Annotated in this window: 20 protein-coding genes; 10 read left to right on the forward strand and 10 right to left on the reverse strand. The window is 63.2% G+C overall.

Features of this window, described 5'->3' with window-relative positions; translation table 11 throughout:
• Positions 1 to 56 precede the first annotated feature (56 nt).
• The 3 genes from HS968_RS10585 to HS968_RS10595 form a co-directional block, all read right to left on the reverse strand.
• Complete coding sequence (locus HS968_RS10585; protein WP_182371207.1) at positions 57 to 1,331, reverse strand: OmpP1/FadL family transporter; 1,275 nt, start codon at positions 1,329 to 1,331, stop codon at positions 57 to 59.
• A 150-nt stretch (positions 1,332 to 1,481) separates the two neighbouring features.
• On the reverse strand, positions 1,482 to 1,961 hold the full coding sequence (locus HS968_RS10590) for a hypothetical protein (protein ID WP_182371208.1): 480 nt from the start codon (positions 1,959 to 1,961) through the stop codon (positions 1,482 to 1,484).
• 200 nt (positions 1,962 to 2,161) lie between these two features.
• Entirely contained in the window at positions 2,162 to 3,016 is an 855-nt protein-coding gene (locus tag HS968_RS10595; protein WP_182371209.1) for a sulfurtransferase, read from the reverse strand.
• A 308-nt stretch (positions 3,017 to 3,324) separates the two neighbouring features.
• Between HS968_RS10595 and gdhA the strand changes: the two genes are divergently transcribed.
• Positions 3,325 to 4,662 carry an NADP-specific glutamate dehydrogenase gene (gene gdhA, locus HS968_RS10600; protein WP_182371210.1) on the forward strand — a complete coding sequence of 446 codons (1,338 nt, stop codon included), beginning with the start codon at positions 3,325 to 3,327 and terminating at the stop codon, positions 4,660 to 4,662.
• Positions 4,663 to 4,732: 70 nt separating this feature from the next.
• Here the strand turns inward: gdhA and HS968_RS10605 are convergent, their stop codons facing one another.
• Complete coding sequence (locus HS968_RS10605) at positions 4,733 to 5,632, reverse strand: LysR family transcriptional regulator (RefSeq protein ID WP_182371211.1); 900 nt, start codon at positions 5,630 to 5,632, stop codon at positions 4,733 to 4,735.
• 93 nt (positions 5,633 to 5,725) lie between these two features.
• On the opposite strand from HS968_RS10605, the gene HS968_RS10610 reads away from it, so the two are divergent.
• Together HS968_RS10610 and HS968_RS10615 are read left to right on the forward strand one after the other, a co-directional pair.
• On the forward strand, positions 5,726 to 6,469 hold the full coding sequence (locus tag HS968_RS10610) for a sulfite exporter TauE/SafE family protein (protein ID WP_182371212.1): 744 nt from the start codon (positions 5,726 to 5,728) through the stop codon (positions 6,467 to 6,469).
• A gap of 29 nt (positions 6,470 to 6,498) precedes the next feature.
• A complete protein-coding gene (locus HS968_RS10615; protein WP_182371213.1) occupies positions 6,499 to 6,975 on the forward strand; it encodes a PaaI family thioesterase in 477 nt (158 codons plus the stop codon).
• 79 nt (positions 6,976 to 7,054) lie between these two features.
• Here HS968_RS10615 and HS968_RS10620 read toward each other — a convergent pair whose 3' ends face one another.
• Positions 7,055 to 8,107, reverse strand: coding sequence for an SMP-30/gluconolactonase/LRE family protein (locus HS968_RS10620; RefSeq protein WP_182371214.1), 1,053 nt, complete (start codon positions 8,105 to 8,107; stop codon positions 7,055 to 7,057).
• A 162-nt stretch (positions 8,108 to 8,269) separates the two neighbouring features.
• Between HS968_RS10620 and rnd the strand changes: the two genes are divergently transcribed.
• From rnd to HS968_RS10635, 3 genes are read left to right on the forward strand one after another with little or no spacing between them, the layout of a single operon-like run.
• Positions 8,270 to 9,403: a ribonuclease D gene (rnd, locus tag HS968_RS10625; protein ID WP_182371215.1), complete on the forward strand. Its 1,134-nt coding sequence runs from the start codon at positions 8,270 to 8,272 to the stop codon at positions 9,401 to 9,403.
• Positions 9,400 to 9,693 carry a YcgL domain-containing protein gene (locus HS968_RS10630; RefSeq protein WP_119695085.1) on the forward strand — a complete coding sequence of 98 codons (294 nt, stop codon included), beginning with the start codon at positions 9,400 to 9,402 and terminating at the stop codon, positions 9,691 to 9,693. The genes rnd and HS968_RS10630 overlap by 4 nt, the downstream gene beginning before the upstream one ends.
• Positions 9,694 to 9,696: 3 nt before the next feature.
• Positions 9,697 to 10,629 (forward strand): D-2-hydroxyacid dehydrogenase, encoded by a 933-nt coding sequence (locus HS968_RS10635; protein ID WP_182371216.1) that lies wholly within the window; start codon positions 9,697 to 9,699, stop codon positions 10,627 to 10,629.
• Between the two features lie 80 nt (positions 10,630 to 10,709).
• Here HS968_RS10635 and guaD read toward each other — a convergent pair whose 3' ends face one another.
• From guaD to HS968_RS10660, 5 genes are all read right to left on the reverse strand, one after another.
• Entirely contained in the window at positions 10,710 to 12,017 is a 1,308-nt protein-coding gene (guaD, locus tag HS968_RS10640; RefSeq protein ID WP_182371217.1) for a guanine deaminase, read from the reverse strand.
• Positions 12,018 to 12,122: 105 nt separating this feature from the next.
• Positions 12,123 to 12,953, reverse strand: coding sequence for a xanthine dehydrogenase accessory protein XdhC (gene xdhC / locus HS968_RS10645; RefSeq protein WP_182371218.1), 831 nt, complete (start codon positions 12,951 to 12,953; stop codon positions 12,123 to 12,125).
• Positions 12,954 to 13,162: 209 nt separating this feature from the next.
• Positions 13,163 to 15,559, reverse strand: a complete 2,397-nt coding sequence (gene xdhB, locus HS968_RS10650; RefSeq protein WP_182371219.1) for a xanthine dehydrogenase molybdopterin binding subunit — start codon at positions 15,557 to 15,559, stop codon at positions 13,163 to 13,165.
• A 17-nt stretch (positions 15,560 to 15,576) separates the two neighbouring features.
• Positions 15,577 to 17,016: a xanthine dehydrogenase small subunit gene (gene xdhA / locus HS968_RS10655; RefSeq protein WP_182371220.1), complete on the reverse strand. Its 1,440-nt coding sequence runs from the start codon at positions 17,014 to 17,016 to the stop codon at positions 15,577 to 15,579.
• 381 nt (positions 17,017 to 17,397) lie between these two features.
• On the reverse strand, positions 17,398 to 18,531 hold the full coding sequence (locus HS968_RS10660; protein ID WP_182371221.1) for an alkane 1-monooxygenase: 1,134 nt from the start codon (positions 18,529 to 18,531) through the stop codon (positions 17,398 to 17,400).
• A 234-nt stretch (positions 18,532 to 18,765) separates the two neighbouring features.
• On the opposite strand from HS968_RS10660, the gene HS968_RS10665 reads away from it, so the two are divergent.
• From HS968_RS10665 to ligA, 4 genes are all read left to right on the forward strand, one after another.
• On the forward strand, positions 18,766 to 19,425 hold the full coding sequence (locus HS968_RS10665) for a GntR family transcriptional regulator (RefSeq protein WP_119695092.1): 660 nt from the start codon (positions 18,766 to 18,768) through the stop codon (positions 19,423 to 19,425).
• A gap of 6 nt (positions 19,426 to 19,431) precedes the next feature.
• The gene (gene smc, locus HS968_RS10670) at positions 19,432 to 22,920 is read left to right on the forward strand and encodes a chromosome segregation protein SMC (RefSeq protein WP_182371222.1); all 3,489 of its coding nucleotides are present in this window, start codon (positions 19,432 to 19,434) and stop codon (positions 22,918 to 22,920) included.
• Between the two features lie 214 nt (positions 22,921 to 23,134).
• Positions 23,135 to 23,956, forward strand: a complete 822-nt coding sequence (zipA, locus tag HS968_RS10675; protein ID WP_182371223.1) for a cell division protein ZipA — start codon at positions 23,135 to 23,137, stop codon at positions 23,954 to 23,956.
• Between the two features lie 60 nt (positions 23,957 to 24,016).
• Positions 24,017 to 26,377: an NAD-dependent DNA ligase LigA gene (ligA, locus tag HS968_RS10680; protein WP_182371224.1), complete on the forward strand. Its 2,361-nt coding sequence runs from the start codon at positions 24,017 to 24,019 to the stop codon at positions 26,375 to 26,377.
• The last annotated feature ends 22 nt before the right edge of the window (positions 26,378 to 26,399 follow it).

Genomic DNA, 26,399 nt, shown 5'->3' on the forward strand with positions numbered 1-26,399 from the left:
TCACGCGGCTTTTATTGTTGTTCTGCCGCGTGAGTGTAGCCAATGCTGCGCTGCGATTAGAAGCGATAGCTGAGCGATGCCCCCAGGCCGTGCGCGCTGTTCTTGTAGCGTGCGCGGTAGTCGCCACGGGTCGCGCTCTGATGGTTCACGTCCACCGACTCTTCCTGCAGGTAGGAGTAGGCCACGTCGATGGTCATGTCCTGGGTCGGGCTCCAGCCGGCGCCGACGCTGAAGATGGTGCGGTCACCAGAGGGTACGCGTGGCGAGCGGTCGACGTTATTGATCGGTGACTGGTCGATGGCGATACCGGTGCGCAGCGTCCACTGCGGGTTGACCTTGTACGACAGGCCAATCGCGTGTGCCCAGGTGTCATGCCAGTTCTGTTCTTCGACGATGGTGGCGAGGTTGGCCGGCAGGGTGGTGGAGTCGTTCTCCACACGGATTTCCTTGAAACGGCTCCAGCGTGTCCAGGTGCTGCCGACATACAGCGTCAGGGCATCGTTCAGTTCGTGGGTGATGGACATGTCCACCGACTCGGGGGTGGTCAGATCCAGGTTGGCGTCGTACTTGCCGGCGATGCCCGCCAGCGCGCCGCTGCCGGAAACCCGCGTATCGCCTTCCAGTTCGTATTTCACTCGTGAGCGGTACACCAGGCCGGCGCGGGTTTGTGGCGTGAGCTCGTAGAGCACACCGACGTTGAAGCCGACGGCGGTGTCATCACCTTTGACCTTCACCTTGCCGTCGTTGCTGCCAGGGCTCAGCGGGTTGAGCACGGAGGAGCTGAGTTCGCCTTCGATATGGTTGAAGGTCGGACCGAAACCGACCGACAACTTGTCGTTGAAGCGGTAGCTCAGGGTCGGTTGCACGGTGATCACGCGCACGTAGCTCTTGTTGGCGTGGTAACGGCCCTGGAAATTGCTTTCGTAGTCGGTCATCAGGCCGAAGGGCACGTAAACGCCAAGGCCAAAGGCGACCTTGTCGTCCAGAGGCTTGACGTAATAACCCATGGGCACACCGGTGGTCGGCACCATGTCGCCATCATTGCTGCCTGCCAGCGAAAGCGGGCCGGCATTGGCGCTGGCGTTGCTGATATCGCTCTTGGCGTGGATCACGGCAGCACCGACATACACTTCATCGCGTTTCAGGCGCGACATGCCGGCCGGGTTACCGAACACGGTACTGGCGTCATCGGCGGACGAAGAGCGACCGGCGAAGGAGGTACCCATGCCGGAAATGCTTTGCTCGTTGAGGGCGAAGCCGCTGGCGAAGCCATGGCTCGATGTGGCGGTGATGGCAACGGCCAGACCGGTCTTGAGGAGGCGTTTGCTCACGGGGGAACTCCTATGGTGAGGCGAGGGGCGCGCACGCTACAGTTTTTCCTGACCCCTGCCAAGGCGCTGAGGTTCCCGAAATAGAGGGCTTTGTCGGACAGTTGGCGTGATTCTGTGCGGATCTTCTAGAAATTTTTTCTGACTATTTGGTCAAGCCGCTTGGCTGGCGGGGGCGATACAGCGCTGCCAGGCATCGAGGAAGTCATGTTGGCGCCCTTGCGGTTGAAAAACCTTGCACCAAATTCGGCCCATTGCCAGCAAGTCATCGGCGGCGGGCAGCTCCAGCTCTTCGCTCTCCACCAGTAACCAGGCGATCGCCGTGGCGTAGCGCAGGTTGACGGTCAGCTCGAGGTGGGGAGCATCGAGAAAGGCATGCTGGCTGGCCAGGCCGCGTACCCGGCTGGCGAGTTCCGGATCACGGGCCAGGTGCTGATCCCAGAGTGTGAGGTGCTGTTGTTGGCTGATGCGGTAGAGGCCATGACCCGTGGCGGCGTCCAGCGCACTGCCCAGTGCCGATTGGCAGGCGGCAGCGCCTAGCAACAAGGCTTCGGCAGGGGCCGAGTGGCGGTCGAGATAGAGCAGGGTAGGGCGGATCACATGCTGGCTGAGATCGCAGGCGGCTATTCCCATGGCATCCTCGCGAAGGGGGCCGGTGGGGCCGGGCGCGTGGCAGCTTTTCTAGTGGCTCTTTCGATAAAGGCCCCACCGGAAGCGGGGTTAGCCGCTCATTTTCAAGTCTAGTGCGATATTTCAGCTGTAAAGGGCTGTTTTTAAATTGATTCCGGATTTGAGTTATTGGGCATATTTCGATTTGTGCTTAAGGCCGCCAGTCAGTCGCCGGTGGCGACCGGGCGTGCAGCATCGGTGATCCATTCGCTCCAGGAGCCGGCGTAGAGCGGTGCCAGCGGATAACCGGCGAGGCTCATGGCGAACAGGTTGTGGCAGGCGGTGACGCCGGAACCGCAATAGGCCACCAACTGTTCGACCGGGCGAGCACCACGCAGTGTGTCGAAACGCTCGCGCAGCACTTCCTGAGGCAGAAAGCGTCCATCGGCGCCCAGGTTGTCGGTGAAGACTGCGCATTGGGCGCCGGGGATGTGTCCGGCAACCGGGTCGAGGGGTTCGACTTCGCCACGAAAACGCGGCTGGGCGCGGGCATCCAGTAAGGTCAGGTCGCTGCTGCCCAGGCGCAAGAGCAGTTGTTCGGCGCTCAGCAGCATGCTGCTGTCGGGCTTGGCGCTGAAGTCGCCGGGGGCGTTGCCCGGTGGCTGTGTGTCCACTTCTAGGCCCGCTGCGCGCCAGGCTTTCAGGCCGCCATCTAGCAGATAAAGGCCATCACGCTTGCCCAGCCACAGCAGCAGCCACCAGGCACGAGCGGCGAACGCGCCGGGGCCGTCGTCATACAGCACTACCTGGCTATCGTCACGCAGGCCGCAGGCACGCAGCCGTTCGACCAGCGCACTGGGATCAGGCAAGGGGTGGCGGCCGGTCACGCCCTTGATCACCGGCGCGGACAGATCCTGTTCGAGATCGAGGAAGTGGGCGCCCGGAATATGTCCGTCAAGATAACTGCGGCGTCCGTATGCCGGGTCTTCGAGGGCAAAGCGGCAGTCCAGGATCAGCAGGTTTTCCTGCCCTAGACGTTGTTGAAGTTGTTCCGTGCTGATCAGTTGAGCGAGTGGCATGGTGCCTCCTGTGTCGTAGCAACGTTTGCCCAATCATACCGTCTAGCCTGCTGTTCGATCCTCCATTGAGATCGCGCCGTGGCCCCGTCGTGCACAGCAGGTCAGATGGGTGGGCAAAATGTGTGCGGCGATGGTTTTGTTTTGGTGCGCCATAAGGCCATTAGAGTCGCGATATAGAGCCGTATCCAGTCTTGCTGTGCGAGTAAATGCACTAAAAAGTTTCATCAAGGCGACATTTTGATCTGTTTTGGTGCTTTGCCGCCTGATAGAGTGCCGGCCACTTTTTCTTTGTGGTGTCGAGGTGCCGCATGTCCTTGTCCGTCGATTCTTTCCTGTCGCGTCTGAAGCAGCGTGATCCTGACCAGCCCGAATTCCACCAGGCGGTGGAAGAGGTGGTGCGCAGCCTGTGGCCTTTCCTCGAGGCCAACCCGCGTTACCGCGAGGCCGGTATTCTCGAGCGTATGGTCGAGCCGGAGCGCGCCATTCTGTTCCGTGTGCCGTGGGTCGATGACCGCGGTCAGGTACAGGTCAATCGCGGTTATCGCGTGCAGATGAGCAGTGCCATCGGCCCGTACAAGGGCGGCTTGCGTTTCCACCCGTCGGTGAACCTGGGTGTGCTCAAGTTCCTCGCCTTCGAGCAGGTGTTCAAGAACTCCCTGACCTCGCTGCCCATGGGCGGCGGCAAGGGCGGCTCGGACTTCGACCCCAAGGGCAAGAGCGAAGGCGAAGTGATGCGCTTCTGCCAATCCTTCATGAGCGAGCTGTACCGCCATATCGGCGCGGATCTGGACGTGCCGGCCGGTGACATCGGCGTCGGTGGCCGTGAGATCGGCTACCTGTTCGGCCAGTACAAGCGCCTGTCCAACCAGTTCACTTCGGTACTGACCGGCAAGGGCCTGAGCTACGGCGGCAGCCTGGTTCGCCCGGAAGCCACTGGCTATGGCTGCGTGTACTTCGCCCAGGAAATGCTCAAGCGCATCGATCAGGGTTTCGAGGACAAGCGCGTGGCCATCTCCGGTTCCGGCAACGTCGCCCAGTACGCGGCGCAGAAGGTGATGGAGCTGGGTGGCCGGGTCATCTCCGTGTCCGACTCCGAAGGCACGCTGTACGCCGAGGGCGGTCTGAGCGAGGAGCAGTGGCTCTACCTGATGGATCTGAAGAACGTACGCCGTGGCCGCCTGCGCGAAATGGCCGAGCACTATGGCCTGCCGTTCCTCGCCGGGCAGCGCCCTTGGGACCTGCCGTGCGACATCGCACTGCCCTGCGCGACGCAGAACGAACTGGACGGTGAAGACGCCCGCACGCTGCTGAAGAACGGCTGCATCTGTGTGGCCGAGGGTGCCAACATGCCCTCGACCCTGGAAGCGGTGGATCTGTTCGTCGAGGCCGGCATCTGCTACGCGCCGGGCAAGGCGTCCAACGCTGGCGGCGTGGCCACCAGTGGTCTGGAAATGAGCCAGAACGCCATGCGCCTGCACTGGAGCGCCGGTGAGGTGGACGAGCGTCTGCACGGCATCATGCAGAACATCCACCACGCCTGCGTACACCATGGCGAGGAAAATGGCCGCATCAACTACGTCAAGGGCGCCAACATCGCCGGCTTCGTCAAGGTGGCCGACGCCATGCTGGCGCAGGGCGTGGTCTGATCGTCAGGTTTCCCCGTAGGGTGCGCTGCGCGCACCGATCGTCCGGGAACGCTGGTGCGCATGGCGCACCCTACTTGAGCGCACACGGCACACCGCCCAGGTGCTCGAGCAGGCTGCGCATCGGTGCAGACAGCTGTTCCCAGTCCCGGTAGCACAGGCACAGTTGCCGGCGCGCCCAGTCGTCGGCCAGCGCTAGCGTCCGGTAGCCATGCCGGCGCTGCTGCCGTCTGGCGATAGCCTGTGGGACGATAGCCAGGCCGACGCCTGCGGCAACCATCTCGCACACCCCTTCGAACGTTTTCATGCGGATGCGCACGTTCAGCGTCTTGCCGATGTCGCGTGCGTGCGCGTCCACGTGATCCTGCAGGGCGCTGCCGGGTGACAGACCGACGAAGGGCTCGTCGCTGGCCTCGGCGAAACGGATGCTGGTGCGTTCGGCGAGCCGGTATGTGGCAGGCACGATCAGGGCCAGGTGATCCTTCGCGATGGCTTGCAGGATGAGGCCATCCGCCTCGATGGCATCGGACACGACACCGGCTTCGGCCAACCCGGCAGCGATGGTTCGGACGATCTCGGCGCTGGTGCGCTCTTTCAGTTCGACATGCAGGCGAGGGCGCGCGGCCAGCCAGGGGGCCAGCCTGTGAGGCAGGAACTGCGTCAGCGCCGACGTATTGGCATACAAGCGCAAGGTGCCCAGAGCACCTGTGGCGAAATCGCGTAACTCCCCGCGTAGCAAGGCCTGCTGACGCAGGATCAGGCGTGCGTGGTGGGCCAGGGCATCTCCAGCCTCGGTGGTGATCACGCCGCGCGGCCGCCGTTCCAGCAGGGCGACGCCCACTGCGGCCTCGATGCTGCGCAGCCGCTCGCTGGCCGAGGCCAGTGCCAGGTTGGCGCGCACGGCGCCTTGGGTGATGCTGCCGGCATCCACCACGCAAAGGAATAACTGAAGATCGGCAAGGTCGAGGCGCATATCGTCGCTCGTGGGTTCTGACTTCGGATAATCCGAAGGATAGAGGGCAAGAACCGCATTGTGCCAAGTGGCCCGTCCGGCTCCAATACCGGCATGAACGAATACGCCTTCTTCCTCCTGCTAACGCTCACCTTCCTGCTCGCCGGCCTGGTCAAGGGCGTCACGGGCATGGGCTTGCCCACCGTGGCCATGGGCCTGCTGGGCACTGCCATGGCACCTGCCGCGGCGGCGGCGATTCTGGTGATCCCGTCATTGTTGACCAATCTCTGGCAGTTGCTGGCCGGGCCGGCGGTGCTAAGTCTGCTGCGGCGCTTCTGGGCAATGATGCTGGGCATTGTCCTGGGCACCGTGGGCGGAGCGGCGCTGCTGGTGCGGGTCGATCCGCTGTGGTCGGGCCTGGCGCTGGGCATCGCCCTGATGGGATATGCAGGCTACGCGCTGATCTCCCCGTCGCTTTCGATTCCGGTGCGCGCCGAGCCCTGGCTGTCGCCGCTGATCGGCCTGGTCACCGGGATCATCACCGGTGCGACCGGTGTTTTCGTGATGCCGGCGGTGCCTTATCTGCAAGCGCTGCGCCTGGACAAGGACGAGCTGGTGCAGGCGCTGGGGCTGTCGTTCACGGTCTCGACCCTGGCGCTGGCCGCTGGCTTGCTGGTGCATGGCGCCTTGCAGGTTGATCAGTTGGGTCTGTCATCACTGGCCATCCTGCCGGCACTTGCCGGAATGTGGCTGGGGCAGCGGATTCGCGCGCGCATCAGCGCTCGGCGCTTTCGTCAGTGCTTCCTGCTGTTTCTGCTGCTGTTGGGGCTGGAGCTGATATCACGGCCTTTTTTCTGACCTGCAATTCGGCGCAAACAGGAGATCGCATGAGCCAGACCCTTCCCGTGTTGGAGTACCTGCAGCGGCAGTTGTCCGGCACGCTGGCCGAGAACGAGGTGACGCATATGCGCTACCCCACCGCGATTTCGCAGTTGCTGGGTTTTCGCCTCGTCGCCATCGGCGAGGCCATGACCGTCATCGAACTGGATGCCGACGCGCAGCGCCATGGCAATCAGCAGGGGACAGTGCACGGCGGCCTGCTCTGCGAACTGGCCGATGCCGCCATCGGTACGGCGCACTCGACGCTGATGCAGGAAGGCGAGAGTTTCACCAGCATCGAACTGAAGACGACCTTCCTGCGGCCTGTCTGGCAGGCGCGGCTGCAAGCCCATGCCTGGGCGGAGCATCGCGGTCGGACGGTCAGCCACTATCGGTGCGAGATTCGCCGTGAGGACGGCAAGGTGATCGCCATCGTCACCAGCGCGATGATGACCCTGCGCGGGGCGTCTGCCGAAGGGCGATGAGCAGCGGCGCGGAATCTCGTAGGGTGCGCCGTGCGCACCGGGAAGCTGCCCCGACCCAGCGGATCGGGGCATTGGTATTTCAGTGCAGTTCCAGTCGGCCGATGCGGTCGTTGTCCAGGCTGCCGAAGTACAGGTAGTCGCCCACCGGTTTCACCGAGGTGACCATGCGCAGATGCGTGCCGCTGGTGTCGTGCAGGCTGCGCACGATATTGCCCTGCTCGTCGAGAGCGATGGCGAAACCGTAGGGCGTCGCCTTCGGCCACATGAAGCGCGGCATCTTGGCCAGCTGTGCCTTGAGCCAGGGATGACGGTGGAGGAAGTCGGCATCGGCCTTGCGCGGCGTGGGCAGGGCGACCCAGAAGGTGCCTTTGCGATCACCCTGAAGGTTGTCCGGCAGGCCGGGCAAGTTGTCGATGAAAATATCGTGCTGGCCGGCTTTGTCGCCCTTGAGCCAGTAGCGGGTGATGCGATAGCGATAGGTTTCGTTGACCAGCACGAAATCCTCGTTGGCTGACAGTGCCACGCCGTTGGCGAAGTACAGATCCTTCAGCAGTACGCGGGTCTTGCCGGTCGCCGGATCAAAGGCCAGCAGGCGGCCGTGCGGGCGAGCCTCGAGCAGGTCGAGCAGGTAGTCGGGTTGTTCGAAGCGCGAGGAGGCATCGCTGAAGTAGATGGTGCCGTCGCTGGCGATGTCCAGGTCGTCGGTGAAGGCGAAGGGCAGGCCGTCGGCTTCGGTGCTCAGCACCTTGATCTTGCCCTGCGCATCGATGCTTAGCAGGCCCTTATAGGCATCGGCGACGATCAGGTTGCCGCTGGCGTCGAAATCCATGCCCAGCGGTCGGCCTCCGGTCTCGGCGAAGGTTTCCACGCTGTCGTCCTTCAGCACGCGAACGATGCGCCCGTCATGCAGGCCGGCATAGACGCGACCCTCGGCATCCACGGCGGTATCTTCCGGGCCATGCACTTGGCCGCGCGCGAGCAGCTCGGCTTTCATCAGGGTGTCGTTGGGTTCCAGTACGCCGGTCATGGCTGGCGCCTTGGGCGCTTCCCAGGCCAGCGGGTCGATGGGGCTGGGGAAGAAGGCGATATAGCCGATGGCGGCGACCAACGGCAGGAGCAGCAGTTTTTTCATTATTGGGGTTCCGTGTCGTGGAGACTGCCAGGTATCTGGCAGACCTGGTCGCGGCCAAGCTTACAGGTATCGATGAATGCTGTCGGCGGGCATCGACGGGCCGAATGCCCAGCATCCGGCCAGGGCATATATACTGCGCGCCATTCTTTACGGGAGAGCCGCGTGGCTAACGACATTCACTGGATACTCGACGACGCCAGCCTGGCCGAACACTGCGCTGCCTGGCAGACGCTGCCCTTCGTCGCGCTCGATACCGAGTTCATGCGCGTCGACACCTTCTACCCCATCGCCGGGCTGCTGCAGGTCAGCGGTGGCGAACAGGCCTATCTGATCGATCCGCTGCGCATCAGTGACTGGACACCGTTCTCTGCATTGCTCCAGGCGCCGGGCGTGGTCAAGGTGCTGCATTCGTGCAGCGAGGATCTGGAAGTCTTCCTGCGCCTGACCGGCAGCCTGCCGACACCGCTGTTCGATACGCAACTGGCAGCCGGTTACCTCAATCTCGGTTTCTCCATGGGTTACTCGCGCCTGGTGCAGGCGCTGCTGGACATCGAACTGCCTAAGGGCGAGACCCGTTCCGACTGGCTGCAGCGGCCGTTGTCCGAACTGCAGGTGCGCTACGCTGCCGAGGACGTGCTGCACCTTGTCGAGGTGTACCGCGCGCTGATGGCCCGCCTGGCGCCGCAGAAGGTCGAATGGATTCTGGAGGATGGCGCCGAACTGGTCGCCAACCTCGGTCGTGAAGTCGCTCCCGAAGATGCCTGGCGGGATGCCAAGCTGGCCTGGAAACTGTCGCGTCAGCAGCAGGCTGTGCTGCGTGCGCTGTGCGCCTGGCGTGAGCGTGAGGCGCGTGCGCGCAATCAACCGCGCAACCGCATTCTGCGCGAGCATTCGCTGTGGCCGTTGGCGCGCACCCAGCCGGACAACCTGGTGGCGCTGGCGCGGATCGAGGACATGCATCCGAAAACCGTGCGTCAGGATGGCGAGACCCTGCTGCAGCTGATTCGCGATGCTGCTGCGCTGCCGCCGGAACAGTGGCCGCAAGCACTGCCCGAGCCGCTGCCGATCGAAGCCTCGGCCCTGCTGAAGAAACTGCGCGCCATTGGCCAGCAGGAGGGTGAGCGCCTGGACATCGTGCCCGAGCTGATGCTGCGCAAGAAAACCCTGGAGGCCCTGCTGAAAAGCGGTTACCCCAACGGCCCGTATCAATTGCCCGATTCCCTGCGCGGCTGGCGCCGGGAGTTGATGGGCCAGGCACTACTCGATTGTCTGGCCAGCGAAGGAGAATCCGCGTGAAACGCATCTGTTCCATCTACAAGAGTACGCGCAAGAACGAGATGTACCTCTACGTGCTCAAGGCCGACGCCCTGAGCCGTGTTCCCGAAGGTCTGCTGAGCGTGTTTGGCGCCCCTGCGCATGCTTTCGACCTGGTGCTGAGCCCCGAGCGGCAACTGGCCCGCGAGGACATCACCCAGGTGTTGGATAACCTGGAGAAACAGGGCTACCACCTGCAGATGCCGCCGCCCGAGGAGGAGTACATCGAGCACCTTCCGGACGAGTTGCTGCGTCGCAACGATCCGGTCTGAGCCATGCGCCTGCTGATTGCCGAGGATGACCACGCGCTCTACGCCAAGCGCGTCAACGCCGTTTGTCCCGAAGTGCAACTGGTGACTGGCGGTGATGTCCGGGCGCTGAGCTCGGCCGCAGGCAATTGCGACGTATGGCTGGGCCAGCCGGATCTGCTGGTGCCGCTGCTACGCCAGGGCCACCGCCCGCAGTGGTTGCAGTCCACCTGGGCGGGCATCACGCCGCTGCTGGCGGCTGATCTGCCGCGCGATTACCGCTTGAGCCGTGCCGTAGGGATTTTCGGTCAGGTGATGGCCGAGTATGTGCTCGGCCATGTGTTGGCGCATGAGCGGCGTCTGTTCGCCCGCCTGGCGGCCCAGGTGGAGCAGCGTTGGGATCATGCCCTGCCACGCAGTCTGAGTGGCCGCCGGGTATTGATCGTCGGTTGCGGCGATATCGGTCAGCGCGTCGCCGAGTTTCTCGCTCCGTTCGGCATCGTGCTGCGCGGCGTCGCCAGCCAGCCGCGTCAGCAGGCGCCGTTTACCGAAGTGCTGGGTGTGCAGGATTTACCGGAGCAGGTCGGCTGGGCTGATTACGTGATCAACCTGTTGCCGGACACCCCGGCCACACGCGATCTCTACGATGCCGCGCTGTTGGCGCGTTTCAGTCCGCAGGCGCTGTTGATCAACGCCGGACGCGGCAGTGCGGTGGTGGATGCCGATCTGGTCGCGGCGCTGGAGCAGGGGCAACTGGCGGGGGCGGTGATCGACGTCTGTCGTGAAGAGCCGCCAGCTGCGGATCATCCGTTCTGGACAGCGCCGCGTCTGCTGCTCACTGGCCACAGTTCGGCGCCTACCGATCCGTCCCTGATGGCCGATCTGTTTCTCGACAACCTGGCGCGCTGGCAGGCCGGTGAGAGCCTGCGCGGCGAAGTGGATTTTTCACGCGGTTATTGAGTTGCTCTCGTAGGGCGGGTGTAACCCGCCATTGGCGCTGTGGCGGGTTGCACCCGCCCTACGGTGTTTAGTGCTTTCCTTCAGCCTTCGCGCTGGTGCACCGATACCCCGGCGGCAAAGGTTTCCTTCACTGCGCGATCGTCGCCGAGCATGGTCAGGGCGAACAGCTTTTCATCCAGGCTGCGCGCCTGTTGCATGCGATAACTCATCAGCGGTGTGGCGTTGTAATCGAGCACCAGGAAGTCGGCATCCTTGCCGGGCAGGAAGTTGCCGAGCTTGTCGTCCAGATACAGGGCGTTGGCACCGCCGAGGGTGGCCAGGTACAGCGACTTGAACGGGTCGAGCTTCTTGCCCTGCAACTGCATCACCTTGTACGCCTCGTTCAGCGATTGCAGCTGGCTGAAGCTGGTGCCGGCGCCGACATCGGTGCCCAGGCCGACGCGCACGCCGTGTTGTTCCAGCTTGTTCAGGTCGAACAGGCCGCTGCCGAGGAACAGGTTGGAGGTGGGACAGAACGCCACCGCCGAGCCGGTTTCGGCCAGTCGCGCGCATTCCTCGTCGCACAGGTGCACGCCGTGAGCGAACACCGCGCGCGGGCCGATCAGCTTGTGGTGGTCGTAGACGTCCAGATAGCCCTTCCGCGCCGGGAACAGTTCCTTGACCCAGGCCACCTCGGCTTTGTTCTCCGAGATATGGGTGTGCATGTACAGGTCGGGATATTCGCCGAACAGCTTGCCGGCCAGATCCAGTTGCTGTGGCGTGCTGGTAGGGGCGAAGCGCGGGGTGACGGCGTAGTGCAGGCGGCCTTTGCCATGCCAGCGTTCGATCAGCGCCTTGCTCTCGGCATAGCCGGATTCGGCGGTGTCGGTGAGATAGTCTGGGGCGTTGCGATCCATCATCACCTTGCCGGCGATCATGCGCAGGTCGAGCTTCTGCGCCGCTTCGAAGAAGGCGTCCACTGATTGCGGATGCACGCTGCCGAACACCAGCGCAGTCGTGGTGCCGTTGCGCAGCAGTTCCTTGAGGAAAATGTCCGCGACCTCGGCGGCGTGCGCCTTGTCTTCGAACTGTTTTTCGGTGGGGAAGGTGTAGGTATTGAGCCAGTCCAGTAACTGCTCGCCGTAGGAGGCGATCATGCCGGTCTGTGGGTAGTGGATATGGGTGTCGATGAAGCCGGGGGTGATCAGCGCGTCGCGGTAGTGCTGGACGTCGACGCCGGTCAACTTCGGCAGCAAATCGGCAGCAGCGCCGACCTGGGCGACCTTGCCATTCTCGATCAGCAGGATGCCGTCCTCGAAATACTGGTAGGACTGCTCGACGCCGACGACGGCCGGGTCGGCGAGGCTGTGCAGGATGGCGGCGCGGTAGGCTTTGCGGGTGTTGCTCATCGTTCGAATCTCATGGGTAGGGTGCGCCATGCGCACCGGAAAAATAGGGGCGGTGCGCGCAGCCTAGGCGGCCCCGCGACACCCTACGCGCCATGGCGGCCCGGATCAGGAACGGCGTGAGGCCGGCAATAACCTCGCGACGCTGGACTCGCCTTTCTTCACCTCTTGGCCAAAGGTGGCGTTGTAGGTGGCGATCACTTCGCCGGCGATGGACACGGCGATTTCCACCGGCAGCTTGCCCTTCACCTCGGGCAGACCCATCGGGCAACGCATGCGCGCCATCACATCCTCGGTGAAACCACGTTCGCGCAGGCGGTGCTCGAACTTGACGCGCTTGGTCTTCGAGCCGATCAGGCCGTAGTAAGCGAAGTCATCACGCTTGAGGATGGCTGCGGTCAGTTCAAGGTCGAGCTGATGGTTGTGGGTCATGACGATGTAGTAGCTGCCGGGCGGCATGTTATCCACTTCATCGACCACTTCATCGTTGACGATCTTCTCCGCGCCGGCCGGTATCTGCTCGGGGAATTCGTTTTCCCGCGAGTCGATCCAGCGCACCTTGCACGGCAGGCTGGCGAGCAGCGGTACCAGCGCGCGGCCGACGTGGCCGGCACCGAACACGGCGATCTGCGCCTGCGGCTGGCCCATGGGTTCGAACAGCAGCACGGTGGCGCCGCCGCAACACTGGCCCAGGCTGGCGCCGAGGGAGAAGCGCTCCAGGCGAGTGTCCAGGCTGCGGCTGGCGAGCATTTCGCGGGCCAGCTCCATGGCCTTGTATTCCAGATGGCCGCCGCCGATGGTCTCGAAGATGCGCTCGGCGGTGACCACCATCTTCGAGCCGGCGTTGCGCGGCGTCGAGCCACGCTCCTCGATGATGGTCACCAGCACGCAGGCTTCACCTTTGTCTTGCAGCTCGGCGAGAGCGCTGATCCAGCTCATTTGCTCAGCCTCCAGGAAGGCGTGGTCTGTCCCGGGCGCGGCAGGCGCCAGTTGCTCGGCGATGGATCGAGAATCGGCTCCGGCGCCGGGCGAGCGGGTGGATTATTCGGTTCGGTGTGTTTTGTCATTGTTGTACACCTCATTGTTTCCAGTCGTAGCCCGGATGCAATCCGGGGCAGGGTTCCCCCGGATTTCATCCGGGCTACGTGTCAGGCCGGTTCGACCTCGGCAGCGCTGGCCGCCTTGGTCTGTGCTTTCAACTTGCGCATCAGCTCCACGCCCCACAGCACGCGCTCGGGCGTGGCTGGCGCGTCGATCTGCGGTTGCACCTTGTAGTCGGCCAGGCTGGCCACGGCGTCCTTCAGGGCGCACCAGGCGGCGATGCCGAGCATGAACGGCGGCTCGCCAACGGCCTTGGAGTGGAACACGGTGTCTTCCGGGTTCTTGCGGTTTTCCACCAGCTTCACCCGCAGGTCGATGGGCATATCGGCAATGGCGGGAATCTTGTAGCTGGCAGGACCATTGGTCATCAGCTTGCCCTTGGCGTTCCACACCAGCTCCTCGGTGGTCAGCCAGCCCATGCCCTGGACGAAGGCACCTTCGACCTGGCCGATGTCGATGGCCGGGTTCAGCGAGTCACCGACGTCATGCAGGATGTCGCCACGCAGCATGCGGTACTCGCCGGTCAGGGTGTCCACCAGCACTTCCACGCAGGCCACGCCGTAGGCGTAGTAGTAGAAGGGACGGCCGGCAGCCTTGTTGCGGTCGTAATGGATCTTCGGCGTGCGGTAGAAACCGGTGGAGGACAGCGACACCTGGCCGAAGTAGGCCTTCTGGATCATCTCCTCGAACGACAGGAAGTGGTCACGCACGCGCACCTGGCCGTTGCGGAATTCGACGTCTTCCGGGGTGACCTTGTATTCGCGTACGAGAAAATCCACCAGGCGCTGCTTGATGGTTTCGGCTGCGTTCTTCGCTGCCATGCCGTTGAGGTCGGCGCCGCTGGAGGCTGCGGTGGGCGAGGTGTTGGGCACCTTGTCGGTATTGGTGGCAGTGATCTGGATGCGCGAGATATCGACCTGGAACACTTCGGCCACCACCTGGGCGACCTTGGTATTGAGGCCCTGGCCCATCTCGGTGCCGCCATGGTTCAGGTGGATCGAACCGTCGGTGTAGATGTGGATCAGCGCGCCGGCCTGGTTGAGGAAGGTGGCGGTAAAGCTGATGCCGAATTTCACCGGGGTCATTGCCAGGCCTTTTTTCAGCACCGGGCTTTTCTGGTTGAACGCGATGATGTCGCGGCGGCGCTGGGCGTACTCGGCGCTTTCTTCCAGCTCGGCGGTCATCTCGTGGATGACGTTGTGTTCGACGGTCTGGTGGTAATGGGTGACGTTGCGCTCGGTCTTGCCGTAGTAGTTGAGCTTGCGCACCTCGAGCGGATCCTTGCCCAGACTGCGCGCGACGGCGTCCATCACTTCCTCGATGGCGACCATGCCCTGCGGGCCGCCGAAGCCACGGTAGGCGGTGTTCGACGCGGTATTGGTCTTGCAGCGATGACCGTTGATGGTGGCGTTGCCGAGGAAGTAGGCGTTATCCGAGTGGAACATGGCGCGGTCGACGATGGAGCCGGACAAGTCCGGTGAGTAGCCGCAGTTGCCGGCCAGATCCATCTCGATGCCGTGCAGCAGGCCGTCGTCATCGAAGCCGACGTCGTACTCGACGTAGAAGGGGTGGCGTTTGCCGGTCATGCTCATGTCTTCCATGCGCGGCAGACGCATCTTGGTCGGGCGACCGGTCAGGTGTGCGATCACCGCGCACAGGCACGCCGGGCCGGCGGCCTGGGTTTCCTTGCCGCCGAAGCCACCACCCATGCGGCGCATGTCGATGACGATCTTGTTCATCGGCACACCGAGCACTTCGGCCACCAGCTTCTGCACCTCGGTGGGGTTCTGCGTCGAGGTGTAGACCAGCATGCCGCCGTCTTCGCTGGGCATTACCGAGGAAATCTGGGTTTCCAGGTAGAAGTGCTCCTGGCCACCGATATGCAGGCTGCCTTGCAGGCGGTGCTTGGCTCCGGCCAGCTTGCTGGCCGAGTCGCCGATGCGGTGGGTGTGGCTGTCGAGCACGAAATGCTTCTTGCGCAAGGCCTCGACCACGTCGAGCACCGGTTCCAGGTCTTCGTATTCGACGATGGCGGCCATGGCTGCCTTGCGTGCGGTTTCCAGGCTGTCGGCGGCCACTGCCAGCACCACCTGGCCAACGTACTCGACCTTGCCATCGGCCAGCAGCGGATCACCGGCGACCACCGGGCCGATATCCAGTTGGCCGGGTACGTCATCCTTGGTGATGGCGATGGCCACGCCCGGAAATTCGTAGCAGGGGCTCGTGTCGATGCGCAGGATGCGCGCATGGGCGCGGTCGGACTGGCGCGCATAGACGTGCAGCTGGTTGGGGAACTCCAGGCGGTCGTCGACATAGATCGCTTCGCCGGACACGTGCTTGTCCGCGCTCTCGTGCTTGACGCTGCGGCCGACGCCGCTGGTCATGCCGGCGCGGAACAGTTCGGCCAGCTCTTCCTGGGATTTGTGCTGAATATGACTGGACATCTTTCTATCCCCAACTCTTATGCGTAGGCAGTGACCCGGGTTTCGACCTCGGGCGATTGCTGTTCCAGGAAGAACTTGCGCAGCAGATTCTGCGCGGCGAGCAGGCGGTATTCCTTGCTGGCGCGGAAGTCCGACAGTGGGGTGAAGTCCTCAGCCAGTGCGTTGCAGGCGCGTTCGATCACGCCCGGATACCAGGCCGAGCCGACCAGCGCGGCTTCGCACGCTGCGGCACGTTTGGGGATGGCGGCCATGCCGCCAAAGGCGATGCGGGCCTCGCTGACTACGCCATTTTCGATGGTCAGATTGAATGCCGCGCAGACGGCGGAGATATCGTCGTCCAGGCGCTTGGATACCTTGTAGGCGCGGAAGGCCTGATTCGGCTGGGCGCGCGGCACGATGATCTTCTCGATGAACTCGGCTTCCTGGCGGGCAGTTACCTTGTAGTCGAGGAAGTAGTCCTGCAGTGGCAGGATGCGCCGGCTGTTGCCCTGACGCAGGGCAATCTGCGCGCCGAGAGCGATAAGCAGGGGCGGGGCGTCGCCGATGGGCGAGGCGTTGCCGATGTTGCCGCCCAGGGTGCCCTGGTTGCGGATCTGCAGGGAGGCGAAGCGGTGCAGTAGCTCGCCGAAGTCCGGGTACTCGCTGGCCAGTGCTTCATAGCAGTCGGAGAGGGCCGCTGCGGCGCCGATCTCGATGTTCTTGTCGGTCACCTCGATGCGCTTCATGTCTTCGATATGGCCGACGTAGATCATCACCGGCAGTTCGCGGTGGAACTGGGTGACTTCCAGGGCCAGGTCGGTACCGCCGGCGAGCAGGCGGGCTTCGGGGTTGGCGGCGTAAAGGTCGGCCAGATCGGCTACGGTCAGCGGCACCAGGCAACGCTTGTCGCCACTGTTGAGTTCGGCGGTTTCACGCGGAGCGATGCTCTTGAGCTGGGCGACGGTGGTGCTTTCGAAGGCATCGAATTGATCCGGCTGCTTCTGGCAGCAGGCCTGCTCGGCGGCGTCGATGATCGGGCGGTAGCCTGTGCAGCGACACAGGTTGCCGGCCAGCGCTTCCAGCGTGGCGCCCTTGTCGTAGCCGCTGGAGTTCTTTTGCAGGGCGAACAGCGACATGATGAAGCCGGGGGTGCAGAAGCCGCACTGCGAGCCGTGGCAGTCGACCATCGCCTGCTGCACGCTGTGCAGCTTGCCCTGGTGCTTGAGGTCTTCGACGGTGATCAGCTGCTTGCCGTGCAGGCTGGAGACGAACGTCAGGCAGGAGTTGAGCGTGCGATAGCGTACGCGCTCCCCAATCAGCTCGCCCACTACTACGGTGCAGGCACCGCAGTCGCCGGAGGCGCAGCCTTCCTTGGTTCCGGTTTTGCCGACGTGTTCACGCAAGTAGTTGAGCACGGTGACGTTGGGATCCAGGGCATGCTCGGTGCGCAGCTCCCGGTTGAGTAAAAACTGGATCAAGGACGACCTCCAGGCACTTTATTGTTATGAATCGGTTGGCTCGCCAGGTGATGTGCACGCATTGCAAGGCCCTGGCGTGGCTGGCCATAAAAGGCAATCTAGAGTTTTCTGACTTTTGGGTCAACAAATATTTGACCTTGTGGTCAGCTGCTTGTCATGCACTTCGGTTATGAGCGCAGCGGGCGGGATTCATTACTTCAGACTAGCGGTTTTCGTGCCAGGAATGGCTCTGCTGCAGGCTTCCCGTAGGGGGCGCCGTGCGCACCGATGCCAGATGGCGAATGGCTGTTGCGCACGACCTGGACGGCCCGCGGCACCCTACAAAGACAAAACCCCGGGAGCTTGCGCTGCCGGGGTTGGCTGGATGAGGGCGAGCAGGGCTCAGGTCAGCTGCGATTCGCTCAGCTGGTGCTCTTCGCCGGCGTAGTAGGCGCGAACCTTGGGATCCATCACGGCGCGCCACAGCGGGGGAAACAGAGCGAGGACGATCATCCCGGCGTAACCGTTGGGCAGTTGCGGGCTGTCGTCGAAGTGGCGCAGCACCTGGTAGCGGCGCTTGGCGTAGGTGTGATGGTCGGAGTGGCGCTGCAAGTGAAACAGAAACAGGTTGGTCAGCAGGAAGTTGCTGTTCCAGGAGTGGTGCGGGTTGGTGCGTTCATAGCGGCCGTTTTCCAGTTTGCGTCGATGCAGGCCATAGTGTTCGACGTAGTTGACGATCTCCAGCAGGGTGAACGCCATCACCGCCTGGCCGATGAAGAACAGCGCGCCGAGCCAGCCGAAGGTCAGCGTGAAGCCGAGTAGAAACAGTGCACTGATGGCGTACCACCAGATCAGTTCGTTGCGCCAGTGCAGCACCGGCAGGCCGCGGCGACGCAGGCGCTCGGCCTCCAGTCTCCAGGCATTGAGAAAGTTGTGCTTGTAGGCGTGTGGCAGAAACGAATAGAGGCTCTGGCCGAAGCGTGAAGAGGAGGCGTCTTCCGGCGTTGAAACGTGCACGTGATGACCGCGTACATGCTCGATCTTGAAGCCGGCGTAGCACACCGCGGCCAGCAACAGGCCGCCGGCGTTCTGCTCCAGCGCCGCGTCCTTGTGGATCAGTTCGTGCGAGACGGTGATGCCGATAGCGCCCATCACCGTGCCCACCGACAGCACCCAGCCGAGCTGGCCGACCCAACTCCAGCCTTCGTAGCTGACGAAAATCCAGCCGCTCCAGAGCAGCATTGCCAGCAGCAGCGGTACTGTGGCTAGGCTCAGCAGGCGGTAGTAGCCCTGCGCTTCCAGCGCCGGCACTTCGTCGCGTTCATCCGGGTTGGCCGGGTCACGGCCGACGATGAAATCCAGCAGGGGAATGACGCCGAACACCACCGTGATCACCAGCCAGGCCCAGGCGTCGGCATGGGCGCTGTCCAGAGACCAGTGATAGCTCAATGGAATGCCCAGTACCGGGATCAGCCAGATCCAGTAGCCGACCTTTTTCAAGGCGAGCATCCAGCGTGAGGGAAGGCGTTCGAACATTGGAAAATCCTCATTTATTGTTGTTGTGGTTGATATGTAGGATTGTAGGACAATCAGTTTTTGTGACCAGACTTCCAGGCCCAGCCTTTCGAACGGAAAGCGCTTCACCGGGACGCTTGGCCCGGTAACACCCTGTGTTACACTCGCCAACTGATTTTTTGGCCTGCGCCCAGCCGTGGCGGGGCTCCCAGACTCGACCGCCTGCCCGCTAGATCGACGCAAATAAGGAATGTCATGACGTTCAAGGCCCCGGACAGCCTCGCCGAGCAAATTGCCCATTACCTGGCCGAACGCATCATTCGTGGTGAGCTCAAGGAGCGTGAGCGCATTCAGGAGCAGAAGGTCACCCAGGCACTCAACGTCAGCCGCGGTTCGGTGCGCGAAGCGCTGCTGATTCTCGAACGTCGCCACCTGATCGTGATCCTGCCGCGCCGTGGCGCCCAGGTCACCGAGCTGACCCCGCACCAGGTCACCAGCCTTTATGCACTGAGCATCGAGTTGTACGTCATGCTGGCCCGCGCGGTGATCGAGCGTTGGAAGGTGGAAACCGACCTGGCGCCGTTCATCGATATCCAGCAGCGTCTTCTGGGCAGCCTGGAACGTGGAGACATCGGTGCCTTCGTCGAGGGCAGTTTCGATGTGATGCGCGCCGCCTTTCCCTTTGCCGACAATCCTTATCTGCAGGAAACCCTGGAAAATCTGCTGCCGGCCATCAGCCGCACCTATCACCTGGCGCTGGAGCGACGCAAAGGCGAGATGGGCCAGTTCATGGGCACCTTCGCCAGCCTGCTGCAAGCGATTATCGCCCGTGACCACGAGCGTGCCCGCGAAGTGCTGCAGGCCTACGGTCAGCACAACTGCCAGCTGGTGCTGGCGACCCTGGCCGAGCGCTAAGCCGCGATGCGCCTGAAAAGCATCAAACTGGCGGGCTTCAAGTCCTTCGTCGATCCGACGACGGTGAGCTTTCCCAGCAACATGGCGGCCGTGGTCGGCCCCAACGGTTGCGGCAAGTCCAATATCATCGACGCCGTGCGTTGGGTGATGGGCGAAAGCTCGGCGAAGAACCTGCGTGGCGAGTCGATGACCGACGTCATCTTCAACGGCTCCAACACCCGCAAACCGGTGACCCAGGCCTCCATCGAACTGATCTTCGACAACAGCGACAACTCGCTGGTGGGCGAATATGCGGCCTTCGCCGAGATTTCCATCCGTCGCCGGGTGACTCGCGACGGGCAGAACACCTATTTCCTCAACGGCACCAAGTGCCGGCGCCGCGACATCACCGACATCTTCCTCGGCACCGGCCTGGGGCCGCGCAGCTACTCGATCATCGAGCAGGGCATGATCAGCAAGCTGATCGAGGCCAAGCCCGAGGAACTGCGTAACTTCATCGAGGAAGCGGCCGGCATCTCCAAGTACAAGGAGCGTCGCCGCGAGACCGAGAACCGCATCCGCCGCACCCAGGAAAACCTGGCGCGCCTGACCGACCTGCGTGAGGAGCTGGAGCGCCAGCTCGAACGCCTGCACCGTCAGGCCCAGGCGGCGGAGAAGTACCAGGAGTACAAGGCCGAGGAGCGCCAGCTCAAGGCGCAACTGCTGGCCCTGCGTTGGCAGACGCTGAACCAGCAGGTCGGCAGCCGCGAGCAGGTGATCGGCGATCAGGAAGTCGCCTTCGAGGCGCTGGTGGCCGAGCAGCGCAGCGCCGATGCCAGTATCGAACGCCTGCGCGACGGTCATCACGAGCTGTCGGAACGTTTCAATCTGGTTCAGGGCCGTTTCTACTCGGTGGGCGGCGATATTGCCCGCGTCGAGCAGAGCATCCAGCACGGCCAGCAGCGTCTGCGTCAGCTGCAGGACGACCTGCGCGAAGCGGAGAAGGCGCGCCTGGAGACCGAGTCGCACCTCGGCCACGACCGCACTTTGCTGGCCACCCTCGGCGAAGAACTGGAGATGCTCCTGCCCGAGCAGGAGATGACCGCCGTCGCCGCCGAAGAGTCCGCTGCCGCGCTGGAAGAGGCCGAAGCCGCCATGCATGGCTGGCAGGAACAATGGGACAGCTTCAATCAGCGCAGCGCCGAGCCGCGCCGTCAGGCCGAAGTGCAGCAGTCGCGCATCGCCCAGCTGGAGCAAAGCCTGGAGCGTGTGGCCGAACGCCAGCGACGCCTCAATGAAGAACTGCAGCAACTGGCCGCAGACCCAGAAGACGCCGCCATTCTTGAACTGAGCGAGCAACTGGCCGCCGGCGAATTGGAACACGAAGCCCTGCAACTGGCTGAAGAGCAACAGGGCGAACGCCTGCAGCAACTGCGCGAAACACTGCAGCAGGCCGGCCAGGCCCAGCAGCAGGCCCAAGGTGAGCTGCAACGTCTGAACGGTCGCTTGGCCTCGCTGGAAGCCTTGCAGCAGGCTGCTCTCGATCCGGGACAGGGGGCTGGTGAATGGCTGCGCGAGCAGAACCTGCTACAACGCCCGCGTCTGGCCGAAGGCCTGCGGGTTGAGGTCGGCTGGGAACTGGCGGTGGAGACCGTGCTTGGCGCCGATCTGCAAGCGGTGCTGCTGGATGATTTCGCCGGGCTGGATTTCGCCGCGCTGGAACAGGGCGAGCTGCGCCTGGCCAATCCCGGCAAAGGCGGTACGCGCCGTGCCGGTAGCCTGCTGGACAAGGTCGAGTCGAGCCATGACCTGGCGCCCTGGTTGGCTGGTGTACGACCGGTGGAGTCGCTGGAACAGGCCCTGGCTGCCCGCGCACAGTTGGCTGAAGGCGAGAGCCTGATCAGCCCCGACGGTTATTGGGTTGGCCGGCACTTTCTGCGAGTGCGCCGCGCTGCCGAGGCGGACAGCGGCGTGCTGGCGCGTGGCCAGGAGCTTGAGCGTCTGCAGTTGGAGCGCGAGGAGCGTGAGGCGGGGTTGGCGCAGCTGGACGAACGCCTGCTGGGGCTGCGCGACGAACAGCGCCGCCAGGAAGAATTACGTGAGCAACAGCGCCGTCAGGGGCAGGAGCTCGGTCGCCAGCTTGGCGAGTTGAAGGCGCGCCTTTCCGCCAGTCAGGCCAAGGCCGAGCAACTGGGTCTGCGCCGTCGTCGCTTGCAGGACGAGTTGCAGGAAGCGGCTGAGCAGCGCGAGATCGAACAGGAGCAACTGGGCGAGTCGCGCCTGCAACTGCAGGATGCCCTGGACGCAATGGAGCTGGACAACGAGCAGCGCGAAAGCCTGCTGGCCAGCCGCGACAACCTGCGCGAGCGGCTTGATCGCGTGCGCCAGGAGGCGCGTCAGCACAAGGATCACGCCCATCAGTTGGCGGTGCGGGTCGGCTCGCTCAAGGCGCAGCACGACTCCACCCGCCAGGCGCTGGAACGGTTGCAAATGCAGGCCGAGCGCCTGCATGAGCGTCGCGAACAGCTGTCGCTGAATCTGGAGGAGGGTGAGGCGCCGCTGGAAGAGCTGCGCATGAAGCTCGAGGAACTGCTCGACCGGCGCATGGCGGTCGAGGACGAACTCAAGCTGGCGCGCCTGGCGCTGGAAGATGCCGACCGCGAACTGCGCGATGCGGAGAAGCGCCGCACCCAGGCCGAGCAGCAGGCGCAACTGCTGCGCGGCCAGTTGGAGCAGCAGCGCATGGACTGGCAGTCGCTCAACGTGCGGCGCAAGGCTTTGGCCGATCAGCTCGCCGAGGATAACTACGACCTGCACGGGGTGATCGCTACGCTGCCGGCCGAAGCCAGCGAGAGCGCCTGGGAGGAGGAGCTGGAGCGCATGGCTGCGCGTATCGCCCGTCTCGGGCCGATCAACCTGGCGGCCATCGACGAGTATCAGCAGCAATCCGAGCGCAAGCGCTACCTGGATGCGCAGGACGCCGATCTGGTCGAGGCGCTGGAGACCCTGGAAAACGTCATCCGCAAGATCGACAAGGAAACGCGCAACCGTTTCAAGGATACCTTCGATCAGATCAATGGCGGTTTGCAGGCACTCTTTCCAAAAGTTTTCGGTGGCGGCAACGCTTATTTGGAACTCACCGGCGAAGATTTACTCGATACCGGTGTAACCATCATGGCGCGGCCCCCGGGCAAGAAGAACAGCACCATTCATTTGCTCTCCGGTGGAGAGAAGGCGTTGACCGCTTTGGCACTGGTGTTTTCCATCTTCCAGCTCAATCCGGCGCCGTTCTGCATGTTGGACGAAGTGGATGCGCCGCTGGACGATGCCAACGTCGGTCGTTATGCGCGACTGGTCAAGGAGATGTCGGCGACGGTGCAGTTCATCTACATCACCCACAACAAGATCGCCATGGAAATGGCCGATCAATTGATGGGGGTTACCATGCATGAGCCGGGTTGCTCGCGCCTGGTGGCGGTGGATGTCGAGGAGGCGCTGGCCATGGTGGATGCGTGATGGCAGAACGCTGTTAGGTTAACTGAATATAGGCAAAACCTTATGTGGCTCCCTGTGTAAAGTTGTCTTTCGTCGTGCTAGCTTATTGCCCACTTTTGTTACACGCGGAAAACGTCAGATAGAACATGGAGTTGGCGCCGCGTTTTATAGTTGAGTTGTGATCCGGTTGATTGGATCTTTTTTTCACCAGAATTTTTAAAGGGTCGGGTATTTCATGGAATTCGGTCTGCGCGAATGGCTGATCGTTATTGGCATCATCGTTATCGCTGGCATTCTTTTCGACGGCTGGCGTCGCATGCGCGGCGGCAAGGGTCGGCTCAAGTTCAAGCTGGATCGCAGTTTCGCCAATATGCCGGATGACGACAGCGATCCGGATCTGCTCAGCCCACCGCGTGTCGTCAATCGTGATCACGAACCGCAACTGGATGAAGACGACCTGCCGTCGATGAGCGCCAAGGATCTGCCGCGCCGCACGCGCAACGAGCCGCAGCAGGGTGACCTCAATCTGGCCGTCGACGAGCCGGTACCGACCTTGCTCAACCCGGTCGATGATGAACCGCAAGAACCGAAGAAATCTGCCAAGCCGGCTGCCGATGCCACACCGGTCGAAGAGGTGCTGGTAATCAACGTGGTGGCGCGTGACGAGATTGGTTTCAAGGGGCCGGCCCTGCTGCAGAACATCCTCGAGAGCGGCCTGCGTTTCGGCGAAATGGACATCTTCCATCGCCACGAGAGCATGGCCGGTAATGGCGAGGTGCTGTTCTCCATGGCCAACGCGCTCAAGCCTGGCACTTTCGATCTCGACGATATCGAAGGTTTCAGTACCCGCGCCGTGAGCTTCTTCCTCAGCCTGCCTGGCCCGCGTCATCCCAAGCAGGCCTTCGACGTGATGGTCGCCGCCGCGCGCAAACTGGCTCATGAGCTGGGTGGCGAGCTGAAGGACGACCAGCGCAGCGTGATGACCGCGCAGACCATCGAACACTACCGCCAGCGCATCGTCGAGTTCGAACGCCGGCAACTGACACAGAAACGCTGACCCGTACACGAAGTCAAAAGAGAGCAGCCAAGGCTGCTCTTTTCGTTTGAGAGACCGAGCATGACCGACGCCGCCCAACGTATTTCCGAACTGCGCAATGAACTGGACGCGCACAACTACCGTTATTACGTGCTGGACGAGCCGAGCGTGCCCGACGCCGAGTACGACCGTCTGTTCCGTGAGTTGCAGGCGCTGGAAGCCGAGCACCCGGAGCTGGTGACGCCGGAGTCGCCGACCCAGCGTGTCGGTGGCGAGGCGTTGAGCGCCTTTGGCGAGGTGCGTCACGAAGTGCCGATGCTCAGCCTGGGCAACGCCTTCGAAGAAGATGATCTGCTGGCGTTCGACCGTAGTGTGCAAAATGGCCTGGGCCTTTCGGGCGGCGATTTGTTCGGCGGCGGCGCCGAGGTCGAGTACAGCTGTGAACCCAAGCTCGATGGTCTGGCTGTCAGTCTGCGCTACGAGAATGGCCAGTTGGTGCGCGGTGCCACGCGTGGTGACGGTAGTACGGGTGAAGACATCACCAGCAACGTGCGCACCATCCGCAATGTGCCGCTCAAGCTGCAGGGCGAGGGCTGGCCGCAGGTGCTGGAAGTGCGTGGCGAGGTGTTCATGCCCAAGTCCGGCTTCGAGGAACTCAACGCGCGCCAGGCGGAGAGCGGTGGCAAGACCTTCGCCAACCCGCGCAACGCCGCCGCTGGCAGCCTACGGCAGCTTGATCCGCGCATTACCGCTAGCCGCCCGCTGGAGTTCTGTTGCTATGGCGTTGGCCAGGTCAGCGGCGAGCTGCCAGCCACTCAGGTGGGGATGTTGCAACAGCTGAAGGCCTGGGGCGTACCCATCAGCCGCGAGCTGAAGCTGGCCAAGGGTGTCGAGGCCTGCCTGGAGTACTACCGCGATATCGGCGCGCGGCGCATGAGCCTGGCTTATGACATCGATGGCGTGGTGTTCAAGGTCAACAATATCGAGGATCAGCAGCAGCTGGGCTTCCGTGCACGTACGCCGCATTGGGCCATCGCCCATAAATTCCCTGCACAGGAAGAACTCACCGAGCTGCTCGACGTGGAGTTCCAGGTCGGTCGTACCGGCGCCGTCACGCCAGTGGCGCGGCTCAACCCGGTCAAGGTGGCTGGTGTCATGGTGGCCAACGCCACCCTACACAACATGGATGAGGTGGCGCGCCTTGGGCTGATGATCGGCGACACGGTGATCATTCGCCGCGCTGGCGACGTGATCCCGCAGGTGATGGCCGTGGTGCCCGAACGGCGCCCGGCGGACGCGCGTCCGGTGCATATTCCCGAGCAGTGCCCGGTATGCGGTTCGGCCGTGGAACGTACCCAGCTGATCAAGCGCAGCAAGGGCAAGGAATCGGTCAGCGACGGTTCGGTGTACCGCTGCGTCGGTCGCCTGAGCTGCCAGGCGCAGCTCAAGCAGGCGATCATCCACTTCGTCTCACGCCGCGCCATGGACATCGAAGGCCTCGGTGACAAGACCATCGAGCAACTGGTGGACGAGAAGCTGATCGGCTCGCCAGCGGATCTGTACAAGCTGCAGTACGAACAGATCATCGGCCTGGAAGGTTTTGCCGAGGTCTCCAGCAACAAGCTGCTCAAGGCCATCGAAGACAGCAAGCGACCGACGCTTGCACGCTTCATCTACGCGCTTGGCATCCCCGATGTGGGGGAGGAAACCGCCAAGGTGCTGGCGCGCTCCCTGGCTGCGCTGGCGCGCGTGCGCACGGCGTTGCCTGAAGTGCTGACCTACCTGCCCGATATCGGCCTGGAAGTGGCGCACGAGATTCACAGCTTCTTCGAAGATGACCACAACGAGCAGGTGATTGATGCCTTGCTGGGTGAATGCGGCCTGCAATTGCAGGAGGAGGGCGAGCTGAGTGCCGAGTTCACCGCCATCGCCACCCTCGGCGGCATGCTCGACAAACTCAATATTCCCAGCGTTGGCCCGGGTGCTGCGCAGAAGCTCGCCGAGCGCTTCGCCAGCCTGGAAGGTGTACTCGGCGGCGATTGGCTGGACATGCGCCAGACCTTGCCGGAGAAGCAGGCCAAGGCCGTGCGCGAGTTCTTCGACAGCGCGGAAAACGCCCAGCGTGCCCGTGCTATCGAACAGCAGCTGCGCGAGTTCGGCATGCACTGGGAAAGTGAGAAGAAGATCGCCGAAGGCTTGCCGCTGGCCGGCCAGACCTGGGTGCTGACCGGCACGCTGGAGGTGATGAGTCGCGATGTGGCCAAGGGCAAGCTGGAGAGCCTGGGCGCCAAGGTAGCCGGCTCGGTGTCGGCCAAGACCCACTGCGTGGTGGCCGGGCCTGGCGCCGGTTCGAAGCTGGCCAAGGCCAGCGAGCTGGGCGTGAAGGTATTGGACGAGGCGCAGTTTATCGACCAGCTCAAGGCCTACGGTATCGACGCCTGAACGATAGCGCCTGGGGGGCTTC

Source organism: Pseudomonas berkeleyensis (assembly GCF_014109765.1).
GTDB lineage: Bacteria > Pseudomonadota > Gammaproteobacteria > Pseudomonadales > Pseudomonadaceae > Aquipseudomonas > Aquipseudomonas berkeleyensis.

Coding starts and splice junctions, on each gene's coding strand:
- HS968_RS10610 (WP_182371212.1), top strand. CDS start 5,726: ATGAACGAATACGCCTTCTTCCTCCTGCTAACGCTCACCTTCCTGCTC.
- HS968_RS10615 (WP_182371213.1), top strand. CDS start 6,499: ATGAGCCAGACCCTTCCCGTGTTGGAGTACCTGCAGCGGCAGTTGTCC.
- HS968_RS10660 (WP_182371221.1), bottom strand. CDS start 18,531: ATGTTCGAACGCCTTCCCTCACGCTGGATGCTCGCCTTGAAAAAGGTC.
- HS968_RS10590 (WP_182371208.1), bottom strand. CDS start 1,961: ATGGGAATAGCCGCCTGCGATCTCAGCCAGCATGTGATCCGCCCTACC.
- HS968_RS10635 (WP_182371216.1), top strand. CDS start 9,697: ATGCGCCTGCTGATTGCCGAGGATGACCACGCGCTCTACGCCAAGCGC.
- xdhB (WP_182371219.1), bottom strand. CDS start 15,559: ATGTCCAGTCATATTCAGCACAAATCCCAGGAAGAGCTGGCCGAACTG.
- HS968_RS10620 (WP_182371214.1), bottom strand. CDS start 8,107: ATGAAAAAACTGCTGCTCCTGCCGTTGGTCGCCGCCATCGGCTATATC.
- HS968_RS10605 (WP_182371211.1), bottom strand. CDS start 5,632: ATGCGCCTCGACCTTGCCGATCTTCAGTTATTCCTTTGCGTGGTGGAT.
- gdhA (WP_182371210.1), top strand. CDS start 3,325: ATGTCCTTGTCCGTCGATTCTTTCCTGTCGCGTCTGAAGCAGCGTGAT.
- HS968_RS10595 (WP_182371209.1), bottom strand. CDS start 3,016: ATGCCACTCGCTCAACTGATCAGCACGGAACAACTTCAACAACGTCTA.
- zipA (WP_182371223.1), top strand. CDS start 23,135: ATGGAATTCGGTCTGCGCGAATGGCTGATCGTTATTGGCATCATCGTT.
- smc (WP_182371222.1), top strand. CDS start 19,432: ATGCGCCTGAAAAGCATCAAACTGGCGGGCTTCAAGTCCTTCGTCGAT.
- guaD (WP_182371217.1), bottom strand. CDS start 12,017: ATGAGCAACACCCGCAAAGCCTACCGCGCCGCCATCCTGCACAGCCTC.
- ligA (WP_182371224.1), top strand. CDS start 24,017: ATGACCGACGCCGCCCAACGTATTTCCGAACTGCGCAATGAACTGGAC.
- xdhC (WP_182371218.1), bottom strand. CDS start 12,953: ATGAGCTGGATCAGCGCTCTCGCCGAGCTGCAAGACAAAGGTGAAGCC.
- HS968_RS10665 (WP_119695092.1), top strand. CDS start 18,766: ATGACGTTCAAGGCCCCGGACAGCCTCGCCGAGCAAATTGCCCATTAC.